We start from the raw sequence: 26,017 nt of genomic DNA on the forward strand, positions 1-26,017 counted from the left end.
TGCGGGCGTTCCGACAACGCCGCGAGGCGCCGCAGCTGTCGTCGCACGCCCGCCAGGTATTACGGGACAGCCCTTTGTCGCCCCCTGCGTGTTGGTCCTGCCTTTCGAGGGGCTGTCCCCGGCGCACCGATGATCTGGCAGAGGGGCGATGAGCGACGGTCATACCGAGCGGTCACACCACGCGCCGTCGGCCGTACGTACATGTCTCCGTGCGGTGGCCGCGGGGCCGTGCCGTCCGGCACGGCCGGGAGTAGCCTGACAGGTACCGAGAGTTCTTCGGGCGCACGACCACGGCGGCGCCCATCCCGGCGAGCGACAGACACGGGCAGCCGGAAGCCGCCCGGGACGGGATCGCACGATGGACGCCATCACCAAGCCCGTCGCAGCCACACCCCCAGGTGACGGACACACCTACCGGATGCCCCTGCCCCGGCTGCGCCTCACGCCGGATGTCAGCCACGGTCCGCTGGACGGAGCGTGGTGGCCGCGCTGAGACACACTGGAACTGGAGCTGCCGTCGCTGGTCAGCTCCTTGGATCCGAGCGTCGGCACCGTCACCCGCGTCACCGTGGGCACCGCCGCCTGGCCAGGTGCCCCGCAGAAGGTGATGGCGCCCGGCCATGTGATCGAGGTGGTCCTGACCGACCGCGCCGCCGAGGCGCATGCCATCACCGTGGACTGCGGCACCGTGGGACGCTGGGAACTGCTGGTGATCCCGCCGGACGAGCCGGCCGGAGCGGCTGCCGGGCTGCTGAACACGGCCGCCGACCCCGGAAACTCTCTGTCGGCTCCGCGCCTGCTGGCACTCGCCGAGTGCGGCCCCGACGGACAGGACACATGGGAGTCGGAAGGAGGAGCCGGACTCAGGTGAGCAGTCCCCGGTCGGGCCCACGTGCCCGGGCCGACCCGGGCGTCTACGACCCCTCGACGGAGCGATGACACCGACAGACCCTGCGTCGTCCCAGCCCACCGCCCTGACCGGCCCGGCCCATGGCGGGTGAGTGGATGACGACCGGACGGCGCGCGGACCGCTCCGAGAGCTTCGGGGAGGCTCTGCTGGGCGAGGTCCTCGATCGCGCGCATGAACTGCCGCCCCATCTCATCGGGCCCTTGGTCGCCGACGTAATGGAGCGGCTCGGGGGCCGCCGACCGCAGGTGCTGCTGCAGGACTACGGACAACTGCTGCTGGTACCCCTGCCCGGCGACGGCCTCACGGACGGCGAGCCGCAGGTGATCGACGACTCCGAGGCGGGCCGCTGCTTTCTCGACGCTCACCCCGTCGAACTGCCCGAAGACGACGGCGTGCGGGTCCACCTGCCGCTGCTGGACGGCGGCGACCAGGTCGGGGTCATGGCGGTGACGTTGGACAGCGTCGATGACCACGACCGCCGCATACTGCGTAGGATCGCCGGCCTGGTGGCCGGCCTACTGGTGACCAAGCACGGCTACTCCGACCTCTTCTTCGGTGTCCGACGCGGTGAACCGATGAGCGTCGCCGCGGAGATCCAGTGGTCCCTGCTGCCACCGCTGGCGATGATCATGCCTCGGGTCGCCGTTGCCGGAATCCTGGAACCCGCCTATGACGTGGCGGGGGACAGCTTCGACTACGCCCTCAACGGAGACGTCCTCCACGTGGCCATGATCGACGCGATGGGCCACGGCCTGGACGCGGCCACGATGGCCACCGTGGCCATCGGCGCCTACCGCCACGCCCGCCGCTCCGGCACCGGGCTGCCGGAGATCTACGACTTCATGGACCGCGCTGTGGCGGACCAGTTCGGCCCCGAGCACTTCGTCACCGCGCAGATGCTGCAGCTGGACACCACGACGGGACATCTTCAGTGGGTCAACGCCGGGCACCCGTCACCGATGCTCGTACGTGATCATCGTGTAGCCCTCCGGCTGACCGGTCCGACGACCCTCCCCGTCGGCTTCGGCGGCCCGGAGCCGCAGATGTGCGAGATGAAGCTGGAGTTGGGGGACCGTCTCCTCTGCTTCACCGACGGACTCATCGAGGAACACGCGATGGGTGAAGAGCAGTTCGGAGAGGGCCAGTTGATCGACTGGGTGAACCAGCTGGAGAGAACCGGCCGCGGGGTCCGGGCGGTGGCGCGCTCCTTGTCGCACACGCTCAAGCGGGCGCGGGGCGGACACACCACGGACGACGCGACGCTGCTCCTGGTGGAGTGGTGCGGCTGACCTCACCGATGTCGTGCTGACCTCACCAGTGTTGTCCAGTGGCCTCACCGGTGTCGTCCAGTGGCGCTCCGCCGCCCACGGCTCGCCCGTCAGGCCGGCGGCACCTGCACGCTTCCGGTGTCGATGAGAATCTGTTCCGCCAGGGTGACGTTGTCGGCCCGGACGGCCTGAGCCATCGCGGCGCGGGCGGCCTCGGGGGCCGCGTCCGGCGGAACCACCAGCAGCGAGAAGATGTCTTTATCGCCGCGAGTGATGAGGACGGTGTCGTCGCCCACCGGAAAGGAGTCGACGCGCACCACCCGGTCCTCGACAACGATCCGCGTCGGGAGCCCTTCCCAGGCCGCGGTGTCCAGCCCGACGCGCGTAATGGGGCCGAGGTGGCCGATGAGAGCGCTCAGCAGCGCGGGCAGTTCGGCACCGATGTCGCGCGACCGCGGCCACCACGCACCGTCGAGAACGCCTTCGCGCGCCTCCGTGGTCTCCAGCCGGAGCAGCGCACACCCCGGCTGCACGGCCTTGTGGACGCCACTGGGCAGATGCCGGGAATCAGGCCGTGCATCGGAGCCGGTCATGAGGATCACCCGTCTTCGGGAATCGGTGCGATCACGGGACTCGCCGCGCTTTTCCGCGCTACTCCTCGTGCCACGCGCGTCGATGTTTGCAGAATCCCCCTGTCCCGGGCCGCCGGCCAGAACGGATTCGGCACACATGAGGCGAGGCCGAAAACCCGTGGACATGTGAGAACCAAGGAGGGGTGTTTTCGCAGGTCAGGCACCCAACAATCGACGTCTCCGCAGGTCAGCGCCTTACTCAGAGAGAACTCCTGAAGCGGGTGTCGCAGGTTCGAATCCTGCCGGGGGCACAACGCATTACCACTCTGGCCTGGGGTTCTCCCGGGGAGGCGTTTCGTTCGGCCTCGGACTCCTCGTCCGGGGGCGGGGCTCCGCCGCTTCGTCAGGCAAACGGTGGGGGCTTCGGCACCGACGTCGCGCTTTCCGCAGATCTCGCCGCAGCCGTGAACCACCGCGGGCCGGCGGGCAACCCGAAGCGCTCCCCGACCGGCGGAGGAGGGCGGCCGTCCGCTTCGGAGGGCTGGCCGCGGCCTCCGTGGCGAGGGATGTCTCGCTCCCCGAAACCGCGGACGACCGCGACCCCGGGGAGCGGCTGCTCCGCCTCCCCGGCCCGGCGCGCCATCCGGTCGTCGTCAGGGGCGACGCCGCGTCGCCGGCCGCCTGAGCGGCCCGGCGCGCCCCTCCGGGAACGCTCCCGGTCCCAGGGCCGCGGGCGGCCGCATCGCCTCGGTGGCCCGTTTCCGCTCCCGGGGACTCCGGGGAGGAGCAGGCATCTGGGGCAAGCGGATGGGCCTGCCGGTGGTTGCCGACTAGAGTCGCCACATCACTACTGGTTATGGGGCCAGGACTCGGCGCAGGGGCGCCGGGCGCCTGGTGGGGAGGGCCTGTAGAGCATGAGTCGTCGCTCGAATGGGTTGGTCGGCATCTGGGCCGAGGCGCAGCGTCAGCAGCAACGGCGGCTGGAGGCGCAAGCCAGGTACCAGCGGGAACAGGAACGGCAGCAACGCGCCTACGAGCGCGAGGTGGCCCGCGGTCAGCGGGAGCAGCGCGCCGCGTACCGGCAGCAGCGGGAGGCGGAGGCCCGGCGGCGTACCGAGGAGCTCGACGCACGGGTCGAGTCGTTGCGGGGCCTGCTGGCGACGGGGTGCCGGGCCCCGGCGTTCCGGGCCGAGGCGCTGGCCCGGTCCGAGCGGGTCGAGCCGTTCTCCCCGGGGCAGCTGGCCCACCCCGTTCCCATGCCGGATCCGAACCAGTACCAGCCGCAGGGCGGCGGCTGGACGGCCTCGCGGCGGGCCCAGGCGCAGGCGGAGGCGCAGAGCCGGTTCGAGCGGGACTGGCAGGCGGCGCAGGCCGCGGAGGCCCGGCGCCGGGAGCAGCTGGCCGCGTACCAGCTCCAGTACCAGCATTGGGCCGACGCCCAGTTGGCGGAGATCCGCGGGCACAACGCCGGCATCGCGGAGATGACGGCGGGGCTCCGCGGCGGCGATCCCGAGGCGGCGGTGGAGTACTTCTCCGCCGCGCTCTACGCCTCGGCCTCGTGGCCCGAGGACCTGCCCCGTCAGGTGTCCGCCGCGTACGACTCCGCCGCGCGCCAGCTCGTACTGAACTGGGAGCTGCCGAAGTACGACGTCGTCCCGGAGACCAAGGCGGTGCGCTACATGCCCACCGCCGACCAGGAGAAGGAGACGCCCCGGCCGGTGACCCAGCGGCGCGCCCTGTACCGGGACGTGCTCGCGCAGTGCCTGCTGCTGGTTCTGCACGACCTCTTCGCGGCGGACCAGTTCGGCGCGCTGGAGTCGGTCGCGCTGAACGGGTTCGTGGACGATCACGATCCCGCGACGGGCAGGCGGGCGCAGATGTTCCTGGCCACGGTCATGGCCTCGCGTTCCGTGTTCACCGAACTGCATCTGGAACAGGTGAGCGCCGTCGACTGCCTGGTGGACGGGCTCGGGGGCCGGCTGTCCGCGCGCCCGGACCAGTGTGCGACGGTGCGGCCGATGCGGGTTCCCGAGGACATCGGCGACGGCGTCGTCACGCATGGCGGGGACGAGGAGCCGGACCTGTACGCGATGGACCCCATCGCCTTCGAGGACCTGGTCGCGCAGCTCTTCCGGGCCATGGGCATGCAGGCCGTGACGACCCAGCGTTCCAATGACGGCGGCGTGGACGTCGACGCCCTGGACCCGGCCCCGATCCGCGGCGGGAAGATCGTCGTGCAGGTCAAGCGCTACCGGAACACCGTGCCGCCGACCGCGGTCCGCGATCTGTACGGCACCGTGCAGGACGCCGGCGCCAACAAGGGCGTCCTGGTCACGACGTCCGGGTTCGGCCCCGGCTCGCACGCCTTCGCCGACGGGAAGCCGCTGGAACTGGTCTCGGGCCCCGATCTCGTCGACCTGCTCCGCCGCCACGGGCTGCGCGGCCGGCTGGGCGACGGCGAGCGCGCGGTGCCGGCGCCGCGCTCGGCCCCGGACGACGCGCCCGCGAACGGGGCCGACGACCACAACGTGCTGGGCATGTACTGGACGGGCGGCGTCGCGCTCGACGTGTGCGCGCTGGTCTGCCACGGCAACAGGGTCCTGGACGACGACCACTTCGTCTTCTTCAACAACCCACGGACGCCCGACGGTTCGGTCCGCGCGCTGCCGCCCGCCGCACCGGACAGGGCCGCCATCCGGGTGTCCTTCGACGCGCTCCCGGAGCGGGCCGACCGCCTGGTCGTCGTCGCGGCGATCGACCCCGAGGTCAATCCCGCGGCGGACCTGTCGGGGTTCACCGCGGCGGGCATCCGGCTGCTGGACTCCGGGGGCGCCCTGCTGGACCGGCTGGAGGTCTCCGACGGCCGGCCCGGCGAGACCGCGCTGGTGCTCGGCTCGTTCCGGCGACGCCCCAACGGCGACTGGGACTTCGTCATCGGCGGCAAGGGGTACCGGGGCGGCCTGGAGGAACTGATCCAGGAGTACGGCATCGAGGTGGCCTGACGGGCGAGCCGGGCACCCGTCGGCGGGAGGCCCGCCCGTCGAGGTCGAGGTGGCCCGACGGCCCCGGCCGGCCCCCGCCGGCGGGAGGCCCGCCCGACGACGAAGCCCGTCGGCGAGGCCCCGACAAGGCCGTCCGCTGCCGTGGCCCGCCGACAAGGCCGCCCGACGACGAGACCTGTCGACGAGGCCCGCCCCGGGCGGCGGGTGCCACAATGCCCGGGGCGGTCGGCGCGAAGGAGGGGGTCCGGTGATCGCGGAGACGGCGGCGCTGCGGCTGGGCACGACCGTGGCGAACGCGGCGGGCCAGTGGTGGCTGGGCGGCAGGCGGCGGGATCAGGAACGCGCCTTGCCCATGGAGGAGTTGATCCGCGTACGGGTGCCCGGCATGCGGCTCCGGCGCGAGGTCCGGCAGCAGTTCGAGCAGATCACCAACGCCGTGTTCGACCGGCTGGAACCGTATCTCAAGCACGCGTTCCAGCGGCTGGACGAGGGCGGACGCCGAGCCGTGATCGACGCCGTGGCCGACACGTTCGTCCGCGCGGACCTCTCCGACGAGGCCCTCCTCGCCGCCGACGCCCGCCCGGCCGAACTCGTCCGCCGCATCACGGAGTCCGTGAGCGCGCCGGTCGGGCTGGGCGAGGTCGAGAGCCGGCTGTACGAGGTGCTCTTCGCCGAGTGCGTCGAGTACTACGTCCGCGTCGTCCGCAGCCTGCCGGTCTTCGAGGAACGGGCCGCCTCCGAACTGCTGGCGCGCACGGCCACGTTGGGCATCGAGGTGGCGCGCGTGCTGGAACGCCTCCCGGACCGTTCGCTGTTCGCGCCGGACGGCACGGACCAGGACACGGCGTTCCGCCGTACGTACCTGGAGCTGGTCAGCCGGGACCTCGACGAGGTGGAGCTGTTCCGCCGTACGTCCGACCGGGCGACCGCGCCCCGGGTGCGGCTGTCGGTCGCCTACGTCAGTCTGCGGGCCGGCGGCGACGACGGGCAGCGCCGGCGCGCCGCGCGCGCCCTGCCCGCGCTCAGGCCCGACATGAGCTACTGGGAGGAGGGCGGCGGGGGCGAGGGCTCCGGCATGGGCGTCGAGAACGCGCTGAGCGGCGCGTCCCGGGTGCTGCTGCGCGGCGAGGCCGGCTCGGGCAAGACGACCCTGCTGCGCTGGCTGGCCGTCATGGCGGCGCGCGGCGCGTTCACCGGCGACCTGGCCGAATGGAACGGCCTCACCCCCGTCCTCGTCAAGCTGCGGGAGTACAGCGGCCGCACGCCGCCGGCCCCGGAGGCGATGCTCGACGGGATCGCCGGGCACATCGCCGGGATCATGCCCCGGGGCTGGATGGAACGCCAGCTCGACGGCGGCCGGGTGCTGCTGATGATCGACGGCGTGGACGAACTCCTCGAACGGGAGCGCCGTACGGTACGGGACTGGCTGCGCAGGCTGCTCGGGCAGTACGCCGACGTCCGGGTGATCGTCACCTCGCGCCCGGCGGCGGCCGGCGCGGACTGGCTGCGCGGCGAGGACTTCACCGCCCTCCATGTGGACCGGATGACCCCGTCGGACCTGGCGGCGTTCGTACGGCAGTGGCACCAGGCCGTACGGGAACTGGGCGACGAACTCCCCTGCCCGGTGGACGAGATACCGCGGTACGAGCAGTCCCTCCTCGCCGGCCTCAAGGAGCGCGCGCACCTCCAGTCGCTGGCGGGCACGCCGCTGCTGGCGGCCATGCTGTGCGCGATGCACCTGAACCGGGGTCGCCAACTCCCCAGGGACCGTATGGAGTTGTACCGCCATGCCCTGCACACCCTGGTCCACGACCGGGACGCGGACCGGAACGTGCCGAGCGCGGTGGACAGCAAGCTCGGCCTCGGCGACAAACTCGTCATCCTGCGGGACCTCGCGTGGCGGCTGTCGGACAACAACCGCAGCGAGATCGACCTGGAGCGGGCGACCGGGTACGTCACGGCGAAGCTGCGGACGATCCGCCACCTGGACGGACTGGACGGCGGCCAGGTGCTGGAGCAGTTGCGGCACCGCTCCGGGATCCTCCGGTCCCCCGCCGAGGCGCGCCTGGACTTCGTCCACCGCACCTTCCAGGAGTACCTCGCGGCCGAGGAGGCCGCCCAGGAGGACCGCATCGGCAACCTGATCGGCCGGGCGCATCTGGACCTGTGGCGCGAGACGATCATCATGACGGCGGGTCACGCCCACACCCGTCAGCGGGAGGAGCTGCTGAACGGCATCCTCGACCGCGCCGAGGCGGAACCCCGGCACGCCCGCACCCTCCGGCTGCTGGCGGCAGCCTGCCAGGAGACCCTGCCATCGGTGTCGGAGGAGCTGGCGAACCGGCTGGACGAGGCCGTGACCGCGCTGCTCCCGGCCCGGCGGAGGACCGATCCCCCCGCCCTGGCCGCGGTGGGCCCCGGCCTGCTGCGCCGGCTGCCCCGCTCGCTGGGCGAGCTGACCGAGAAGGCCGCGGCCCAGACGGTGCGCACGGTGGCGCTGATCGGGGGCGAGGAGGCGTTGGGGCTGCTGGCGGGATACGTGGGGGACGAACGGGACGACGTGATCCAGGAACTCATCAACGCCTGGGCCTACTTCGACGCGGACGTCTATGTCGACGCGGTGCTGTCACGGCTGTCGTTGACGGGACGTCAGGTGACGCTCACCCACTCCGGCCAGCTGCGCGCGGCGGGCCGGTTGCGTTCGCTGGGAAGCGTCCAGATCAGCCACTCGGTACGAGGGCTCGGGTTCCTCGGCGAACTCCCGCCGCTGGAGGAACTGATCGTCCATGACCTGCGCGAGGCCGCCGACCTCACCGTTCTCCGGCACCACCCCGGCCTGAAGCGGTTCATGGTCTACGGCGACGGGCAGGTGAGAGGGGCCTCGGTGCTGGGAGAACTGACGGAGCTGTGCTCTCTGGCGCTCCCGCTCCACGGCGACCTGGCGCTGGACGCCCTCCGTCCGCTGTCCGGCCTCCGCTTCATCAGCCTGTCCCGCGTCGGCGCGGAGACCGACCTGAGCCCGCTGGCCGCCCTGCCCGGCCTGGACACCCTGCACCTGGTGCTGTCCGCAGGCCGCGCAGCGCCCGGCTTCGACGAGCTCGCGGGGATGACCCGTCTCACCACCCTGTACCTCGACTACTACGACGTGAACGCCTGGCTCGCGTCACTCGGGAGCGCCCCGCCCGCACTGGCCGTGCTGAGTCTGCACTGCTGCGTCGTGCCCCCTGAACCGCACGCCTTCGCACGATTCGAGAGGCTGACCCATCTGTCCCTCTCCGACTGCCGCGCCCCCGACGGCGCCCCGATCACCGGCCTGGACCTCCCGGGCGTGCACACCGTGGTCGGCTGACGGGCCCGGCGGGCGGGACAAGCCGTGCTGCCCGGCTCATGCCGCCTGCCCGTCAGCGCCATGGGCCAGACCCTACGCGGTGCGGCCCAGCGCGTCCCGTACAGGCTGAAACGGGCGCGGCAGCCGCCCGGACTCGCCCGCGCCCCCGTCCCTGCCCGCGCCCGCGCCCCCGCGCCCCGCCCTGGCCCGCCCCGCTCAGCGCAGCTCAGCGCAGCTCTTCCGGGCACGGCGTGCCCGGCGACAGCTGGTAGGGCGCGGCCAGCCGGTACACGCCCGGCTTCGGCGCGAGCAGTTCCGTCCACTCGTCGCCCTCCGTGTCCTCCTCGACCTTGAGCAGGCAGCCGTTGGTGTTGGCGAAGGTCCGGGGGGTGCTCTGGTCCGGGCGGCGCTTGGACTCCTCGGTCTCCTGCGGGCGCTCGACGCTCTTGCCCTTGTCGTCGACCAGGGCGAGCCAGCGCGAGTACGGCACGCGGATCAGGATCCGGCCGGGCGTCTTCACATGGATGGTCAGCTCACCGGCGCCGGCCCGCTCGACCGTGGCCGGCGGATCGGCCAGCGGCACCGGGTCCTCGACCGCGAACAGCCGCCAGTTGGCGTCCGACCAGATCCGCTTCAGATACGGCAGCCCCGCGTCGACCAGCTCGGCCTCCTGCACCGCCCCGCTGGCGTCCGGGGCGCCCTTCGGCAGCACCACGTAGTGCACGGCCCAGCGGTCGAGCCACTGCCGGTAGTTGGCGCTGTTCAGGGTGTCGTCGTAGAAGAGCGGGTTGCGCTCCAGGTCCGCCTGCCGGTTCCAGCCCCGGGCCAGGTTCACGTACGGCGCGAGCGCGGACGCCTCCCGGTGGCTCCTCGCGGGCACGACCTCGACCCTGCCGCGTTCCGCGCCGACGCTCTGGAGCTGGTGGACCAGCGGCGCGAGTTCGCGCGTCCAGGAGGCCTCGGGGGCGGTCCGGACGATGTCGTCCGCGCTCTTGAACCCGATCCAGGCGTTCATCCCGACGAACGCGAGCACCAGCGCGTACCAGCGCAGCGAACGCGGCCTGGCGTACGGCAGCGCGGCGAGCAGCGCCACACCGGCGAACAGCATCGCCATGCGCGTGACATTCGACCCGATCTGCGAGTCGATCAGGTAGGTGAGCACCGTGCCGACCCCGTAGACGGCGGCCGCCGTGCGGACCGTCTTCCAGTCGCGCGGTACGAGGACGACGATCAGCGCGGCGAAGAGGAACGGCATCGACACCGTCCCCAGCGACATCGGCTGCGTACCGGAGAACGGGAACAGCAACGCCGACAGCGCCACCACCACGACAGGCGCGAGCCCCAGCGCGTACGCCCCCGGGCGCCGCTTGTTCAGGAAGAGCGCCGCCGCGACCACGCCCAGGAAGAGCCCGGCCACGGGGCTGCTCGCGGTCGCGAGCCCGGCGAGCGGGGCGGCGACGGCGGCCTTCGCCCAGCGCCTGCGGGAGACGCAGCGGCAGCTCTCCCCGGAGTCCCGGTGCGCGCAGCGGAGGCGCGGCCAGCAGAACACGGCGGCGACCGCGCCGACCGCGAACATCATGCCGAGCCCGAACGTCACCCGCCCGGAGAGCGCGTTGCACAGATACGCGAAGACGCCCGCGAACGAGCAGGCCAGCGGATTGCGCACGGCCCGGACCCGGACCAGGATCAACGCGGTCAGCGCCGCCGACACCGTCCCGGCGACCATCATCGTGGTGCGCACGCCGAGCACCGACATCAGATACGGCGAGACCACGCTGTACGAGACGGGGTGCATGCCCCCGTACCAGGCCAGGTTGTACGCCGTACCGGGGTGTCGGCCGACGAACTCGGCCCAGGCGTCCTGCGCCGCGAGGTCGCCTCCGCTGTTCGCGAAGAAGAGGAACCACAGCACATGGGCGGCCGCGGCGACCACCGTCGTCAGCAGCACGGGGTGACGGTGGCACCACGCTGAGAAACGACCCCGGCGCCCCATGAAGCGGCCCGCCCGGCTCCCGTCCTCCGGCGCGGCGAACCGCGCGGAATCCCCGGCCGAGTCCGCACGCGCTGTCATGCGCATCGCCCGCGTGGGCTCAGCAGCGGTCACTGCGTCTCTCTCCCGTCCTCACCCGGACACGTCGGAACCGATGATCCACTGCGCGGGCGTCATTACCGGAAGACGCGTCTCTCTGCCCCCACGTTGCTTGGGGGACGCTAGCACGGGGCGTTTCACCCGGCCCTGGGGGTTTCCCGGACCGGCGGAACCCCGCGCCGCACTCCGCCCCGCACGCCGGATGCCGACCCCGATGCGGCGCACGCGTGTACCCGCCGCCGAGTGCCCGCCCCGCATGCCCGTGCCCCGACGGCGCGGGGTTCGCGCTGCCGGGGCACGGGCGGGTGTCACGGGCCTGTGGGGGCGTGTGGGGCGTGTACGGAGGGCCCGTGACGGGTGGGTACGGTGGCGGCCGGCCCAGGCGGGTCGTCAGCCGAGGCGGGTCAGCTTCTGGCCGAAGCCCGGGGACTTCAGCTCCTCCTTGAGCGCCACCGGGGCGCTGACCTTGCCGGGTCCGCTGCCCACGGTCACCGCGCCGACCACGGTGCCGGCCGCCGCGCTGTGCGGGATCGCCTTGCCGTTGTCCGAGACGGAGAGCTCGACCTTGAGCCCCGACCAGCCCTTCGCCTTCAGATCGCGGGTCGCGACCACCGGGGTGCGTCCGCCGAGTCCGTCGTCCACGTAGCCGACGACGTCACCCTTCTTCACCACCTGCGCGGAGGTGACGGCCTTCTGAGCGCCCTTGATCACCTTGAGGCTGTTCTCCAGCGACATGACGAGGCTGTCGTACGGCTGGCCGGTGCCCGCCTGCTGCCCCATGACGGCGCCGTAGATCCAGAGCTTCTGGCCGTCGACGACGGTGTTCGCGGACCAGAGCAGGTTGCCGCCCGCCGGGGTGGACGAGCCGGTCTTGATGCCGCTGACACCCGGCTCCAGCAGGATCGTGTTGTTGTTGTAGATCACCTGGTCGATGCCCGGGATCTTTATCTGCGGGGTGTCGACGATCTCCCGGAACACATCGTTCTGCATGACCGCCCGGGCCAGCTTGATCTGGTCCTCGGCGGTGGAGACGGTGGACTTGTCGAGGCCGCTCGGGTCGGTGTACGTGGTGTTCGTCATGCCGAGGTCCTTGGCCGCGGCGTTCATCTTCGCCACGAACTCCTTCTCGGACGGGGAGTCCCAGCGGGCGAAGAGCCGTGCCGCGTTGTTGCCCGAGGGGATCATCAGCAGCTGGAGCATCTGCTTCTGGGTGAACTGCTGGCCCTTGGTGATCGGCGCCGTCGACTCGTCCTCACGCTTCGACTCGTCCTCGGCCTGCTGGTCGACGGTGATCTTCTCCCCCTCCTCCTTGCCGGAGATGGGGTGTTCCTTGAGGATCACGTACGCCGTCATGACCTTGGCGACACTGGCGATGGGCGCGGGCTTCTGCGCCCCGGAGCTGCCCATCGAGCCGACACCGTCCACGCTCACCGCGGACCCGCCCTGCGACGGCCAGTCGAGCTTCAGAGGCTCGCCCTTGAAGATGTAGGCCGGATCCACCGACAGCCCCAGCTCGGGGTCCGGCAGCGGGCGCACCATCTGCACGATCGCAAAGATGATCAGCACGAGCAGAACCAGCGGCGTCCAGATCTTGACCCGGCGGACGGCGACGCGGACCGGCGTGTCCGGCGGCGGGGGCGTGTTCGTCAGCTCGGCCAGCAGGTCGAGCGGCGGCTTCGGCGGCATCGGCTGCTGCGTCGTCCGCTCGGCGGTGGCGAACGCCGGCGCCGCGGGCGCGGCCACGGAGCCGGCGGGCTTTCCGGGCGCGGCGTCCGGCTTCGGCGACGGGCGTACGTCGTCCTGGCGCAGCGGTACGAACTTGCTGGTCCGCTCGGCGGCGGATTCGGGCGTCGGCTCCGAGGCCGACGCCGGCTTCTCCGGGGGCGAAGTGATCTTCAGCGCGGTCGTCGGCTGGTCGATCTTGGGCGCGGGAGACCGGAAGACGGCGGTCGGCTGGTCGCCCCCGCGCTCGTCGCCCTGGTCGGCCTTGCCGGTCGCGGCGACGCCCTTCGCGGCGTCCTCGTCGGACCCGTCGGCGTCCTTGCCCTTCTCGGCGGCCTTGTCAGCGTCCTCGTCGGGCCCGTCGGGCCCGTCGGGCCCATCGGCCCTGTCGGCCCTGTCGGCCCTGTCGGCCTTGTCGGTGTCGGCGAGAGCCTCGGAGTCACCCGCCGCCTCGGCGCCCCCGGTCGCGCCGGGCTCCGCGTCCTTCGCGGCGGCCCGGTCTTCCCCGGCCGCGTCGACGTCGGACTCGTCCGACTCGTCGGAGCCGCCGACCGCGTCGGCGCCGTCCGTACGGTCCGCCTCCGGCGCGTCGCCCTTCGCGGGCACACCCGCGTCCCCGGCGTCGCTCTTCGGCGCCTCGCCCGGCTCGGCGTCACCGGCGTCGGCGTCGGCGTCACCGTCGGAACCGTCATCACGGCCGCTGTCGTCACCGTCATCACCGGCCCGCGGCGTCCCGGACGCCTGCGACGCCCCTGACGCCCCCGCCGCGCCCTCCGCGGCCTCTTCCGCCCCCCGGGAGCCCCGAGCGGCCTGCGCGCCCTCCGAGGCCCGGGAACCGTCGCGCCCTTCGGAGTCACCGGGAGCCCGAGAACCGCGGGCGTCCTCGGAGCCCTCGGAGCTCCCGGAGTCCTCCGCGCTCCCCGAGCCCTCGACGTCCCCCGAGCGCCCGGCCTCCCCCGAACTTCCGGTACCCGTCGCCTCCTCGGCGTCCTCCGCCCCCTCGGCACGCGCCGACGACGGCGTGCGGAAGACCGCCGTCGCCGTGTCCGCCTTTCCGTTGCCGACGCTGCCGGCCTCCCCGGCGCTCCCGCCGTCGGCGTCGCCGTCACCGTCGCCGGAGCGCCCGGTGCCGAAGACGGCCGTCGCGGTGTCCGTGCCGCCGGCCCGCTCGTTCTCGGCGGGCTCCTCACGGAAGACGGCGAGCCTCGGATCACTCTCGCTCCGCGCCGTCCCCGACGACTTCCGCTGCTTCGACCTGTCGGGGGACTCGCCCGCCACCGATGCCTCCTCCATGCGGCGCGGGGCATCCCCCGCGCTGTCCGAACCATCTACCAGTGTCCTGTGTGAACCACCGGCCCCGGCTGCTAGACGAGAACGACATACCTACTGGTTCCCGCACAAAGCCCCCAGGCACTCTCGACAGACCAATGTGAGAGGGGTCACCCTGTCATTCATCCACGCGGGGAGGCATGGATGGGCAGGAGCCGCAGAACAATTCCGGAGGAGCTTCTGTTGCTCGCTCTGGACCCGGCCACGGGTACCACAGCGCAGCCGCAGTCGCTCGACCTCGGCCTCGCCGGAGCTCAGCTAGTGGAGCTGGCTCTGGCAGGACGGATAGCCCCTGACGGGGATCGTATCGCCGTGGTGATGCCACGGCCGACAGGAGATCCGACTCTGGACTCCGCACTGGAGCTGCTGCGCCGACGCGGCAGCGCGGTTCGGGCGGTCCACTGGATCGGCGGGCCCCGGCTGGGGCTCCGTCAGATCTACCTCGCTCATCTGGAGCGGTGCGGCATGGTGCATGCCGTCGCGGGCCAGATGTGCGGAGTACTGCCGACGACTCGCTATCAGGCGACGGACACGGCGATCAGCCGGGACATCAGGACCCGGCTGGACAGCGCGATCCGCACCGGCGTACCGCCGGATCCGCGGACCGCGGCACTCGCCGCGCTGGCCCATGCGGTCGGACTCGGCAAGCACCTGTACCCGGGGAACGAGGGGCGTTCATCGCGCTCCAGGCTCCGGGACCTGATCAGGCACGACCCGATGGGCGGACTCGTGGCGCATGCCGTGATGGACGTTCAGAACGGGGCGGTCGCGCAACCACGCCGCAGCCAGACGGGCGGCACACCGTTGCAACCGCAAGCGCAGTCGCGCCGCCGCGGCATGGCGCACACCGCGGCCCGTTAGGGCCGTTCCGGCGCCGGCAGCGCGCGCCGACGCATCACCCGGAACCACCCGATCCGCCCGCGCCGCGCCGCACCACCGTTTCCACCGCACCACACCGGTGCACCCACCGGCGCAGCGCACCGACGCACGACCTCGACGCACCGCACCGGGCCGACACATCCCGTCGCACCCCGGGGGCGCCGTACCGCACCGCACCGGGGCCACGCCCCGGCGCGACACCCCTGAGCGGCAACCCGGCACAACGCCCCCGAACACCGCACCACCACACCGCATCACCGCATCACCGACACCGCACCACATCGCACTGCACCACCGCGCTGCACCGCACCACGGCATCGTCAACCTCGGCACCGACACGTCGACAACCCCACACCGCCGCACCGACACCCCCCAGGAGCCGGTCCGGGAGCCGCACCGCACGCGCGGGGCAGCCGTCAACCTCGGCTGCCCCGCGCACTCGTGTGTGTCCATTTCCCAGCGCACCCCCACCAGCGGGTGGCAATCTGCTCAGCAGTAGATACGCACAGCTACATAGCCGGAGGTGCCGTTTCCGTGCCGTCCAACGTCAATCCCACCGTCAGGCGACGCCGACTGGGCCAGGAATTGCGCCGATTGCGCGAGCTCAAGGGCATGACGGCCGAGGAGGTGGCCGATCGCCTGCTGGTCTCCCAGTCGAAGATCAGCCGCCTGGAGAACGGCCGCCGCTCCATCAGCCAGCGCGACGTGCGCGACCTCTGCGGCGTGTACGAGGTCCAGGACCACCGTATGGTCGAATCCCTCATGGAGATGGCCAAGGACTCGCGCCAGCAGGGCTGGTGGCACGCCTTCGGCGACATCCCGTACAGCGTCTACATCGGCCTGGAGACCGACGCCGCGTCACTGCGGGTGTACGAACCCCAGGTGGTCCCGGGCCTGTTGCAGACGCGAGGGTACGCCGAGTCGCTGATCAACGGGGCGCTGCCCGAGGCCCCGCCCGGCGACATCGAGAAGCGCGTCACCGTCCGGGCCCGCCGCCAGGACCGGATCACCGCGCCCGAGCAGCCCCTGCGACTATGGGCGGTGATCGACGAGTCCGCGCTGCGCCGCACGGTCGGCGGCAGACAGGTGATGATCGAGCAGCTGGAACAGCTGGTCGAGCTGTCGCGTCTGCCGCACGTCACCGTGCAGGTGCTGCCGTTCGACATGGGCGCCCATCCCGGAATCAACGGCCAGTACGCCATTCTGGAATTCCCGGACGCCGCGGATTCCAGCGTCGTCTATATCGAGGGCGTCACCAGCGACCTGTACCTGGAGAAGGCCCAGGACGTACAGCGGTACAGCGTCATGTACGAACACCTGAGGGCGCAGGCGCTGAATGTGGAACAGAGCCGCATTTTCATCGGCGAGATCGCTAAGGAATACGCCAGGCGCACAGACGTCTGACCTCGACCCAAGAAGTCCGTGATGCTGGAAATGAGGCGTTTTCTCAGGGCGGCGGCGGCAAGGTACACCGCCGCCGCCCCACAGGGGAAGACCTTACCGGCCTAGACCACTAGGTCGAGTGAACGCCCCCTTCGCTCCCAGAACTTGCCGAGTAGCGTCGATCACGCCAACCGGAACGTCGCCGATTTCATTCGGAACACGGTCGGTGTCCTTTACACGCCTCTCTCAACCGGAGTGAACATGGCTATTCGTCAGGGTGCTACGGACAAGTGGACGAAGTCCTCGTATTCCGGGGGCAACGGCGCCTGCGTCGAGGTCAGGTCGCCTTTCGCGCGGAGCATCTCCGTCCGCGACTCGAAGGCTCCCGAGGGCCCTTCGATCACGTTCGTTCCCGCCGCGTGGAACACCTTCGTACGTGACCTCGGCGAGGGCTTGGTCGACGCCTGACCGATGCCGTCCGAAGCCCGCCTCGCAGCACCGGGACCGGTGCTGCCGGCAGCCCTCTCGACCGGTCGCCGTCCTGGCCGAGAGGGCCCACCGCCCCACGGGGCAGCCGGCACGGGCAGGACGGCCAGGCGGCTGACGGGGCCCGGGCGGCCGGGGACCGCCCCGGGGCCCGGGCCCGGCCTGTCGCCCGGCCTGTCGCCCGGCCAGGCGCTCGGCCCGCCGCCCAGCCGCTCGGTCGGCCGGCCGTCAGCGGAGCTGCTCGACATACAGGTCCGTGCCGGGCACGGTCGGGACGAAGGGCGCCACCAACTCCACCCTCCCCAGCCCGGATCGACCGACGGCGGTGTCGAGTCCGGTGAAGTGCCCGTCCCAGCACTTCCGCGGGTCCTCCTGGAGGAACCACAACAAGGTCAGCCGGGTGTCGAGTCCCTCGACCTGCTTCACATAGCTCATGCGGTCGCCCGGCAGCGGTGTGGGACGGAAGACGGTCACCATCGCCGCCGGTGAGCCCTCCAGCCGGTCCGGCAGATGGCACGAGCGCAGCCAATCCAGCAACTCCCCGCGCATTTCCGGCTGTTCGGCGTCGATGACCTGGAGGACGAGCCCCCGGTAGGGGTGGTCGAGCGCGTGGACGTCACGCGGGCCCGCGGCGCCGTCGCGGTAGACGGTCGCCTCGTGGTCCTGGAACGACGTGAAGACATGGGTCCGTTCGTGGTGGACCCGGCCGTCCCGGTTCAGCCGCTTGTTGATCCCGACGGTCCACCGCATGTGATCGTCGTAGCGCCCCTCCGTCACCCAGTACGTCGACAGATAGCACCCGGCGCCGACCGGCCGGGCGACGGCGGACCTCTCCGGGTAGCGCAGCTCCCGGAGGTCCCGGGTGGCGACCCAGCGGCGGCCCGCGAACATCCAGGGCATCGCCATCGCGCCCGCGTAGTAGTGGTCGTCCTCGTACCAGCGGTTGTACGCGCGCTCATGGCCCGGGTGCGGTTCGACCAGTGTGATCAGCGCGTGCCCGGGACGGACTTCGTACGGGCCCAGTGCGGCCAGTTCGGCGTAGGTCTCGCTGCGCGTCTCGTCACTCATGCCGTTTCCCTTCCGTACTCCGCCAGAGAGCCCTACTCTGACGCTCCGTCAGAACATCTGCCAGATCCGGGAGGCCGAGGATGCCGCTCACGGGGAGGACCGTCGTGGTGTCCGGTGTGGGCGCCGGGCTCGGGCACCGGGTCGCGGCGGCGGTGGTACGGGACGGCGGCAACGCGGTGCTCGGGGCACGCACCGGTGCGCATCTCGCCGCGTCGGCGGCGGAGATCGACCCGGAGGGCCGGCGCACCGCCCACCGGGTCGCCGACATCACGGACGAGGCCCAGTGCGATGCGCTCGCCGGGCTGGCGCTGGAGCGGTTCGGACGGCTCGACGCGGTGATCCATGTGGCGGCGCGGGACGACCACTTCGGCGGGGTCGAGGACGCCGACTTCGACGCCTGGCGGTCGGTCCTCGACGTCAATCTGCTCGGCACGCTGCGGATGACCCGCGCCTGCCTGCCCGGCCTCAAGGAGCGGGGCGGCTCGGTCGTCGTCATCGGCACGCAGTCGTCGGTGGCCGCCCCGACCCGGGTGCGGCAGACCGCGTACGCGGCGTCGAAGGGGGCGCTGACGTCGGCGATGTACTCCATGGCACGCGAGTTCGGCCCGCACCGGATCCGGGTGAACACGGTTCAGCCCGGCTGGATGTGGGGCCCTCCGGTGCGGGCGTACGTGGAGTTCACGGCCCGCTCCGAGGGCGTGTCCGAGGCCGAGGTGCTGGACCGGCTCACGGGCCCCATGGCCCTGCCGGACCTCGCGACGGACGGCGATGTCGCGGACGCGGCCGTCTTCCTGGCGTCCGACCGGGCGCGGGCGATCACCGGGCAGTCACTGCTGGTCAACGCCGGCGAGCTGATGCGGTAAGGGGAGCGGGAACGGTCGCGGACGCGGACAGCGAAACGGGCGCGGACGCGGACAGCGAGACGGTCGCGGCGCGGGCGCGCGGACAGCAGGGGCGCGGACAGCGGGCGCGCGTGCGGACGGACGCCGGCTCGGACACGCGCTGCGCGACGACTCCGGCGCGGGGCGGGCGCGGGTACCGGCTCAGACGCGCGGGTAGCGGATCAGCCAGCCCCGGGCGGCGGCGGACGGGCTGTGCAGGGCGGGCCCCTGGGTCATCTCCATCGCGAAGTCGTCGGCGAGCTCCAGCACGGTGGGCCGGCCCTCCAGTTCGGCGAGCCAGGCGGGCGGCAGCGCGGTCTCGCCGTGCAGTGCGCCCAGCAGCGCCCCGCAGAGCGATCCCGTGGCCGCGGAGGGGCCGCCGTGGCTGACGGCCAGCCGCAGTCCGTGCCGGATGTCCTCGCTGACCAGGGCGCAGTACACGGCGACGGCGAGCACGTCCTCGGCGGTGTCCGTGGCCCCCAGCGACTCGATCAGGGCCGGGCCCGGTATGCCCTGGCGCACGGTGCCGAGGGCCCGTCGCAGCGCCTCGGTGACGGGTTCGTGCCCGGGCCGTTCCGCGAGCAGCGCCAGGGCGTGCTGGACGGAGCCGTCCAGGGTCTCGCCGCGGACCAGCCCGTGCACGACGACGGCGAGCGCGCCCGCGGAGAGCAGGGCGGCGGGGTGGCCGTGGGTCTGGGCGGCGCATTCGACGGCCAGTTGCAGGACGAGCTGCGGTTCCCAGCCGACGAGCAGCCCGAACGGCGCGGACCGGGTGAGGGCGGCCGAGTCCCGCGCGGCGGGGTTCTTGGGCTGGTCGAGGGTGCCCATGACGGCGTCGCCCAGGCCGGTGAGGCAGGTGCGGGCCGGGTCGCGCCGGTCGTACAGCCACTCCTCCCGGGCGAGCCAGCCGTTGTCCTCGCGCCGCTCGTCGGGCCCCCAGTCGTACTGGGTGGCCGCCCACCGCCGATGGGCCCGGTGCACGTCCGTGGGCGGGTGCCAGGCCCCGACGTCGCGCCGCACCTGGGCCCGTATCAGCCCGTCGACGGTGAACAGGCTGAGCTGAGTGACGGCGGTGACGGTGCCGCGCCCGCCGTGCGCGGGCACGAAGTCGGTGACGGCGTCGACGCCGTGGGCCGCGCGTATCTCCTCTAGCGAGAGCGCGTGGACCCCGGCCCCCAGCGCGTCCCCCAGGGCCCCGCCCAACAACGCGCCACGGACCCGGCTGCGGAAGTCCTGCTGCTCGGCACGGCCCCACACAGCCGCGGTCCCTGTGCTCACAGTGCCCCTCCCCGTCGGGCCGCCCGCCTGTGACTGCGCAGCACTGTAATAGAACGGGAACGGCGGGCAGAGGGGGCCTGTCCGGGGTACGCGTGGTTATGTGGACGGACGTCCCGCAGGTCGCTTTTGACCCGCGGGACGCGTCTTCGGGGGCCCTTCGAGGGCTTGCCGAGGCCCGCCGGCGTCAGGTGGTGCGGTGGTCGTGGCCCGCGCGGAGGCCGGTCAGGAGGCTGAGCGCGAGCACGGCCACGGCGGCGACGAGGGGTGCGGTCCATGCTCCGGTCGCCGTGTGGAGGAGGGACGCGGCCGCGGGGCCCGTGGCGGCCAGCAGGTAGCCGCCGGTCTGCGCGGCGCCGGACAGGGCCGCCACGTGGTCGTGGTCCCGGCCCCGCTTGACGTAGAGGACCCCGGCCAGGGCCTGGCCGCCGCCGAGGCCGGCGCCGAGGATCAGCGCCCAGACGGCGGGGACCGCAGCGGGGGCGGCCAGCAGGCCGGCGTAGCCGGCCGCGCAGACCAGGACGAGACCCGCGATGTGCGGGCGCTGGTCGGCCCGGGCGGCGGCCAGCACCGGGACGGTGAAGCCGCCGACGGCGACGCCGACGATGAACAGCGACTGCATGTTCCCGGCCGTCGCCTCCGAGGCGCCGGCGTCGACGAGGATCGCGGGCAGCCAGGCGAGCGTGGTGTAGAAGAGCAGCGTCTGGAGGCCGAAGAACGCCAGCAGACTCCAGGCCAGGGCCGTGCGCAGGACGTTCTCGCGGGCCACGGGCCGCGGCCGTGCCCCCGGGGTTCCGGCCCCGGGGCCCGTTCCACGGGGCCCGGCGGGCGTCCGCAGCTGCGGTGCGATGCCGAGCGCGGCGAGGGCGGCGGGGACCACGGCGAGGCCGATGGCCGTCTCCCAGGAGTGGCCGCTCGCCTGCCACACCGGCACCATCAGCGCGGCGATCAGCGCCGAACCGGCGCCCATCGACAGGGCGTAGACCCCCATCATCACGCCGACCCGCCGATGGCTGAAACGGCTGCGGACGAAGACCGGTACGAGTACGTTCACGACCGCCGTGGCCATGCTGACGATCACGGTGCCGACGAACAGGCCGGGCAGCCCCAGCATCCGGACGACCGTCCCGGCGAGCAGCAGGACGCTGGCCGCGAATAGGCCGCGTTCCTCGCCCAGCCGACGCCGCACCACCGGGGCCAGCGGCGCGAACACCCCCATGCAGAGCGGGGGCAGCAGTCCGAGCAGGGTCACCGTCCCGGTCCCGAAGCCCGCGACCGGGGCGAGCGGGCCGAGCTGCCCGAACGCCACCCGGGTGTTCAGGCTGAGCAGGACGAATCCGGTCACCAGGACCACGGCCGAGGCCGTCCCCCGGGGCGACGGCTCCCCCGCGTACGACGGGTTCGGAGACGGGTCCCCGGGCCGGGACGAGGGGCGCGGCCGGGGCTGCGACGGGGCGGGGCGGCTGGACGCCGGCGGGGGAACGGACACGGGAACCTTCCTGGGATCGGGGCTGCCCCTCCACCCTCCACGCTCAAGTAAACTTGAGCGCAAGTTCGACGGAAGCCGCAGGCCGGGCCGGAAGCCGCAGGCCGGGCCGGATGGTTGGGACGGGCCGGAAGGCCAAGGCGGACCGGTCCTAGGCAGCCGCGGGAGGCGCCCGTGAAGGATCTGTACTCGATCAGCGAGGTCGCGGAGGCGTTCGGGCTGACGGTCGCGGCGCTCCGGTTCTACGAGGAGCGCGGGCTCGTCCGGCACAGCGTGCGCCGGGGGCGCGTCCGGTACTACACCCGCGAGGACCTGGCACGGCTCGCCTATGTACAGCTCTGGCACGACGACGGCATGCTCACGCTCGCGGAGACGAGCGCGATCGTCGACAGCGAGAAGCTCGCGGACCGGCTGGGGCTCATCGCCGCCCAGCGGGACGCGATGGCACGGCGGATCGAGAAGCTCGACCGTGCCGTCGCCGTCCTCTCCCACATGCTCAACTGCCGGACGGACAACGCGCTGACGTGTCCCGAGACCGGCGGCTACATCCGGGGCCGGGTCGACGCGGCGCTGAGCGGGACCCCGCACGTCACGGACTTCCTCCCGTCGTCCCGGTCGGACGGGGACCGCTGACCGCCGGACCCGCGCCTGGTTCCGCCCCGCCCCAGTGGGGGATGCGCGATGCTGGAGGCATGGACGACGGGGCCAGGAACGACGGGCGCGGGAACGACGGGCGCGGGAACGACGGGCGCATGGGTGTCGAGGGTGCGGACGCCGGGGGGACGGGCGTCGGCGGCGGGAACGGCGAGGGCGTGGACATCGAGATCCTGGTCGTGCCGGACTGCCCGAACACCGGCCCCGCGGCCGAGCTGCTGCGTCAGGTGCTCGACGGCATGGGGCTGCGGGACACCGACTTCTCCACGCGGGTGATCGCGGACCGGGCGGAGGCCGAGGCGGTCGCGTTCACCGGCTCCCCCACCTTCCTGATCGACGGCCGCGACCCCTTCGCGGAGCCAGGCCACGCTCCGGGGCTCGCCTGCCGGCTGTACCGGGACCCGGACGGCTCGGGCCCCAGCGGGCTGCCCGGGGCCGACCGGCTGCGGAGGGCCCTGGCCCAGTCCCGGGCCGGGCAGCGGGGCCGGGACCAGGACCGGGACGAGGGCCGGGACCACAGCCGGAGCCAGGACCGGGGTCTCCGGGCCTGACCCCGCACCCGCCCCGCACCGGCCTCACCAGACGGCCGCCCCGCCGGACGGCCGCCGCACCGGGCCGCGGGCGCAGGAGGAGTTCGCACGCCTCGCACGCCCCCCGTAACGCCTCGTACGCAACCCGTAACGCCTCGTACGCCACCCGTGACGCCCGGCGCGGCCCTATGCCTCGTGCGGCTCAGTCCGGCAGCACCGGCAGCAGCTCCGGGAGGTGCCCGTCGGACGCGGCGGCCGCCGCCACCCGCTCCTCGGGCACCTCCCCGTACAGCGTGGTACGCGGCTTCGCCGGGCGGCCGGCCAGTTCAGCGATGGCGACCAGGTCCTGGATCGACCGGTACGAGCCGTAACTCGACCCGGCCATACGGGAGATGGTCTCCTCCATCAGCGTGCCGCCCAGGTCGTTCGCGCCGGAGCGCAGCATCTCCGCCGCGCCCTCCGTGCCCAGCTTCACCCAACTGGTCTGGATGTTGGTGATGTGCGGGTGGAGCAGCAGCCGGGCCATGGCGGTGACGGCCCGGTTGTCCCGGTCGGTGGGGCCGGGGCGGGCGATGCCCGCCAGGTAGACGGGCGCGTTGGTGTGGATGAAGGGGAGGGTGACGAACTCGGTGAACCCACCGGTCTCCTGCTGGAGTCGGGAAAGGGTGCGCAGGTGGCCGAGCCAGTGGCGGGGCTGGTCGACGTGCCCGTACATCATCGTGGAGGAGGAGCGCAGGCCGACCTCGTGGGCGGTGCGGATGACCTCCAGCCAGGTGGCGGTGGGCAGTTTGCCCTTGGTGAGGACCCAGCGGACCTCGTCGTCCAGGATCTCGGCCGCCGTGCCGGGGATCGATCCCAGCCCGGCCTCCTTCGCGGCGAGCAGCCAGTCGCGGAGGGACATGCCGGTGCGGGTGGCCCCGTTGACGACCTCCATCGGGGAGAAGGCGTGCACATGCATGCCGGGGACGCGTTCCCGCACCGCGCGGGCGATGTCGAAGTACGCGGTGCCGGGCAGGTCGGGGTGGATGCCGCCCTGCATGCAGACCTCGACCGCGCCGACGTCCCACGCCTGCGCGGCCCGGTCCGCGACCTGGTCCAGGGAGAGGGTGTACGCGTCGGCGTCGGTGCGCCGCTGGGCGAAGGCGCAGAACCGGCAGCCGGTGTAGCAGACGTTGGTGAAGTTGATGTTCCTGGTGACGATGTAGGTGACGTCGTCGCCGACCACGTCCCGGCGCAGCGTGTCCGCGATCCGGCACAGTTCGTCGAGGGCCGGGCCGTCGGCGTGGAGCAGGGCGAGCGCCTGGTCGTCGGTGAGCTTCGTCGGGTCGTCGGCGGCCCGGCCCAGCGCCTGCCGCACGTCGGCGTCGATGCGGGACGGGACCATGCCGGGGGCGGCGGCCTCGCGCAGCACGTCCCAGTCCCCGTACACCTCGTCGAAGTCCTCGCGGCGGTCGCCGGTGCGGCCCTCGGTGTCGATGGTGCGGTGCAGGTCGGTGCGGCCGGTGGCGCCGAACTCCTCGTCGGGTTCCTGCCAGGGCAGACCGACGGGAATCGTGCCCTCCTTCGCCAGCCCCGTCTCCGGGTCGGCGAGGGCGCGGACGTGCGGGAGGAGCCGGGGGTCGAGCCACGGTTCGCCGCGCCGGACGAACTCGGGGTAGATGGTGAGGCGTTCGCGGAGGGTGAAGCCGGATTCGGCGGTCCTGGCGGCGAGTTCGTCGATGTGCGGCCAGGGGCGCTCGGGGTTGACGTGGTCCGGGGTGAGCGGGGAGACGCCGCCCCAGTCGTCGATGCCCGCGCCGATGAGCAGCGCGTACTCGGCGTCGACGAGGTTGGGCGGGGCCTGGATGCGGGCGGACGGGCCGAGGATGTGCCGGGCGACGGCGATGGCCGCGGCGAGTTCCTCCAGTTCCGCGTCGGGCATGCCGCGCATCGCCGTGTCCGGCTTGGCGCGGAAGTTCTGGACGATGACTTCCTGGATGCCGTGGTAGGCGCGGGCGGTCCGGCGGAGCTCGAAGAGGGCGTCGGCGCGTTCCTCGTACGTCTCGCCGATGCCGATCAGGACGCCGGTGGTGAACGGGACGTTGGAGCGGCCCGCGTCCTCCAGCACGCGCAGGCGCACGGCGGGTTCCTTGTCCGGGGAGCCGTGGTGCGGGCCGCCGGGCTCGGACCACAGGCGGGTGGCCGTGGTCTCCAGCATCATGCCCATGGACGGGGCGACGGGCTTGAGGCGCTGGAGGTCGGTCCAGGTCAGCACGCCGGGGTTGAGGTGCGGGAGGAGGCCGGTCTCCTCCAGGACCCGGATCGCCATGGCGCGCACATACGCGAGGGTGTCGTCGTACCCCTCGGCCTCCAGCCACTCCCGGGCCTCGGGCCAGCGGTCCTCGGGCCGGTCCCCGAGTGTGAAGAGGGCCTCCTTGCAGCCCAGGGCCGCGCCCTCGCGGGCGATGGCCAGCACCTCGTCGGGCGAGAGGAACATCCCGTGGCCGTCGCGCCGGAGCCTGCCGGGGACGGTGACGAAGGTGCAGTAGTGGCACCGGTCACGGCAGAGCCGGGTCAGCGGGATGAAGACCTTGCGGGAGTACGTGATGACGCCGGGCCGGCCGGCCGCTTCGAGGCCGGCGTCGCGCACCCGGGCCGCCGACGCGGCGAGATCCGTCAGGTCGTCGCCACGCGCCTGGAGCAGCACCGCGGCCTCGGTCGCGTCGAGGGCGACGCCGTCGCGGGCGCGTTTGAGGGCGCGCCGCATGGCGTTGGTGGTCGGGCGTCCGCGCTGGGGATCGGTCATGGACCGAGCATACGAGCGAGAGCCCCGGCCCGGACCATGGCCTCGGCGAGCGGGCGGACGCCCGGCGTGACGGGACGGGCGCCCGGCGGGGCGCGCACCCCGACGCCCCGCCGGGGCACGTGTCGGAGGCCCGCCGGGGAACGGGACGGCGCCGATGTCCGACGGCCCGTAAAACCGGTGGCCCGGGGCCGGGCGCGTTGTTACCGTGCTCGGACCCGGCCACGGTGTCGACCGTGGATGACCTATGGGCGCGTGCCCTGGAAAGTAGTTGATGTATGCCCCGGCCAGTGGATCCGAGCCTCCCTCGTCGCGCTCTCAGGGCGTCGGGGCGACCGGACCCGCGCGTGCACGCACGCCCGTGGCAGCTCAG

17 protein-coding genes are annotated in these 26,017 nt (G+C 72.7%); 10 read left to right on the plus strand and 7 right to left on the minus strand.

Annotated elements, in window-relative coordinates; all coding sequences use genetic code 11:
- The first annotated feature begins 532 nt into the window (after positions 1-532).
- Together WA762_RS18860 and WA762_RS18865 are read left to right on the plus strand one after the other, a co-directional pair.
- Positions 533-871 (plus strand): DUF5994 family protein, encoded by a 339-nt coding sequence (locus tag WA762_RS18860; RefSeq protein WP_335937035.1) that lies wholly within the window; start codon positions 533-535, stop codon positions 869-871.
- Positions 872-1,005: 134 nt separating this feature from the next.
- Positions 1,006-2,199 (plus strand): PP2C family protein-serine/threonine phosphatase, encoded by a 1,194-nt coding sequence (locus WA762_RS18865; protein ID WP_335937036.1) that lies wholly within the window; start codon positions 1,006-1,008, stop codon positions 2,197-2,199.
- A gap of 89 nt (positions 2,200-2,288) precedes the next feature.
- Here the strand turns inward: WA762_RS18865 and WA762_RS18870 are convergent, their stop codons facing one another.
- Positions 2,289-2,771 (minus strand): DUF5994 family protein, encoded by a 483-nt coding sequence (locus WA762_RS18870; protein ID WP_335937136.1) that lies wholly within the window; start codon positions 2,769-2,771, stop codon positions 2,289-2,291.
- 893 nt (positions 2,772-3,664) lie between these two features.
- On the opposite strand from WA762_RS18870, the gene WA762_RS18875 reads away from it, so the two are divergent.
- Complete coding sequence (locus WA762_RS18875; protein WP_335937037.1) at positions 3,665-5,752, plus strand: restriction endonuclease; 2,088 nt, start codon at positions 3,665-3,667, stop codon at positions 5,750-5,752.
- 247 nt (positions 5,753-5,999) lie between these two features.
- On the plus strand, positions 6,000-9,101 hold the full coding sequence (locus WA762_RS18880) for an NACHT N-terminal Helical domain 1-containing protein (protein ID WP_335937038.1): 3,102 nt from the start codon (positions 6,000-6,002) through the stop codon (positions 9,099-9,101).
- Between the two features lie 205 nt (positions 9,102-9,306).
- Here WA762_RS18880 and WA762_RS18885 read toward each other — a convergent pair whose 3' ends face one another.
- On the minus strand, positions 9,307-11,157 hold the full coding sequence (locus tag WA762_RS18885; protein ID WP_443080630.1) for an MFS transporter: 1,851 nt from the start codon (positions 11,155-11,157) through the stop codon (positions 9,307-9,309).
- Between the two features lie 402 nt (positions 11,158-11,559).
- Complete coding sequence (locus tag WA762_RS18890; protein ID WP_335937039.1) at positions 11,560-14,184, minus strand: serine hydrolase; 2,625 nt, start codon at positions 14,182-14,184, stop codon at positions 11,560-11,562.
- Positions 14,185-14,364: 180 nt separating this feature from the next.
- On the opposite strand from WA762_RS18890, the gene WA762_RS18895 reads away from it, so the two are divergent.
- The 3 genes from WA762_RS18895 to WA762_RS18905 all read left to right on the plus strand — a co-directional run bounded on the left by WA762_RS18895 (position 14,365) and on the right by WA762_RS18905 (position 16,950).
- Positions 14,365-15,081 carry a GOLPH3/VPS74 family protein gene (locus WA762_RS18895; RefSeq protein WP_335937040.1) on the plus strand — a complete coding sequence of 239 codons (717 nt, stop codon included), beginning with the start codon at positions 14,365-14,367 and terminating at the stop codon, positions 15,079-15,081.
- A 552-nt stretch (positions 15,082-15,633) separates the two neighbouring features.
- A complete protein-coding gene (locus WA762_RS18900; RefSeq protein WP_335937041.1) occupies positions 15,634-16,503 on the plus strand; it encodes a helix-turn-helix domain-containing protein in 870 nt (289 codons plus the stop codon).
- Between the two features lie 240 nt (positions 16,504-16,743).
- Positions 16,744-16,950: a DUF397 domain-containing protein gene (locus WA762_RS18905; RefSeq protein ID WP_335937042.1), complete on the plus strand. Its 207-nt coding sequence runs from the start codon at positions 16,744-16,746 to the stop codon at positions 16,948-16,950.
- 246 nt (positions 16,951-17,196) lie between these two features.
- Here the strand turns inward: WA762_RS18905 and WA762_RS18910 are convergent, their stop codons facing one another.
- Positions 17,197-18,036, minus strand: coding sequence for a hypothetical protein (locus WA762_RS18910; RefSeq protein WP_335937043.1), 840 nt, complete (start codon positions 18,034-18,036; stop codon positions 17,197-17,199).
- An 80-nt stretch (positions 18,037-18,116) separates the two neighbouring features.
- On the opposite strand from WA762_RS18910, the gene WA762_RS18915 reads away from it, so the two are divergent.
- Positions 18,117-18,899: an SDR family oxidoreductase gene (locus WA762_RS18915; RefSeq protein ID WP_335937044.1), complete on the plus strand. Its 783-nt coding sequence runs from the start codon at positions 18,117-18,119 to the stop codon at positions 18,897-18,899.
- A 180-nt stretch (positions 18,900-19,079) separates the two neighbouring features.
- Here WA762_RS18915 and WA762_RS18920 read toward each other — a convergent pair whose 3' ends face one another.
- On the minus strand, positions 19,080-20,195 hold the full coding sequence (locus tag WA762_RS18920) for an ADP-ribosylglycohydrolase family protein (RefSeq protein ID WP_335937045.1): 1,116 nt from the start codon (positions 20,193-20,195) through the stop codon (positions 19,080-19,082).
- A 184-nt stretch (positions 20,196-20,379) separates the two neighbouring features.
- Positions 20,380-21,681, minus strand: coding sequence for an MFS transporter (locus WA762_RS18925; protein WP_335937046.1), 1,302 nt, complete (start codon positions 21,679-21,681; stop codon positions 20,380-20,382).
- A 171-nt stretch (positions 21,682-21,852) separates the two neighbouring features.
- Here WA762_RS18925 and WA762_RS18930 point away from each other — a divergent pair, with 171 nt between their 5' ends.
- Together WA762_RS18930 and WA762_RS18935 are read left to right on the plus strand one after the other, a co-directional pair.
- Entirely contained in the window at positions 21,853-22,311 is a 459-nt protein-coding gene (locus WA762_RS18930; RefSeq protein WP_335937047.1) for a helix-turn-helix domain-containing protein, read from the plus strand.
- 59 nt (positions 22,312-22,370) lie between these two features.
- The gene (locus WA762_RS18935; protein WP_335937048.1) at positions 22,371-22,883 is read left to right on the plus strand and encodes a DsbA family protein; all 513 of its coding nucleotides are present in this window, start codon (positions 22,371-22,373) and stop codon (positions 22,881-22,883) included.
- 181 nt (positions 22,884-23,064) lie between these two features.
- On the opposite strand, the gene WA762_RS18940 is transcribed toward WA762_RS18935, so the two are convergent.
- Positions 23,065-25,647 (minus strand): bifunctional FO biosynthesis protein CofGH, encoded by a 2,583-nt coding sequence (locus WA762_RS18940; RefSeq protein ID WP_335937049.1) that lies wholly within the window; start codon positions 25,645-25,647, stop codon positions 23,065-23,067.
- Positions 25,648-26,017: the final 370 nt, after the last annotated feature.

The organism is Streptomyces tyrfis, from assembly GCF_037034285.1.
In the GTDB taxonomy this organism is placed as follows: domain Bacteria; phylum Actinomycetota; class Actinomycetes; order Streptomycetales; family Streptomycetaceae; genus Streptomyces.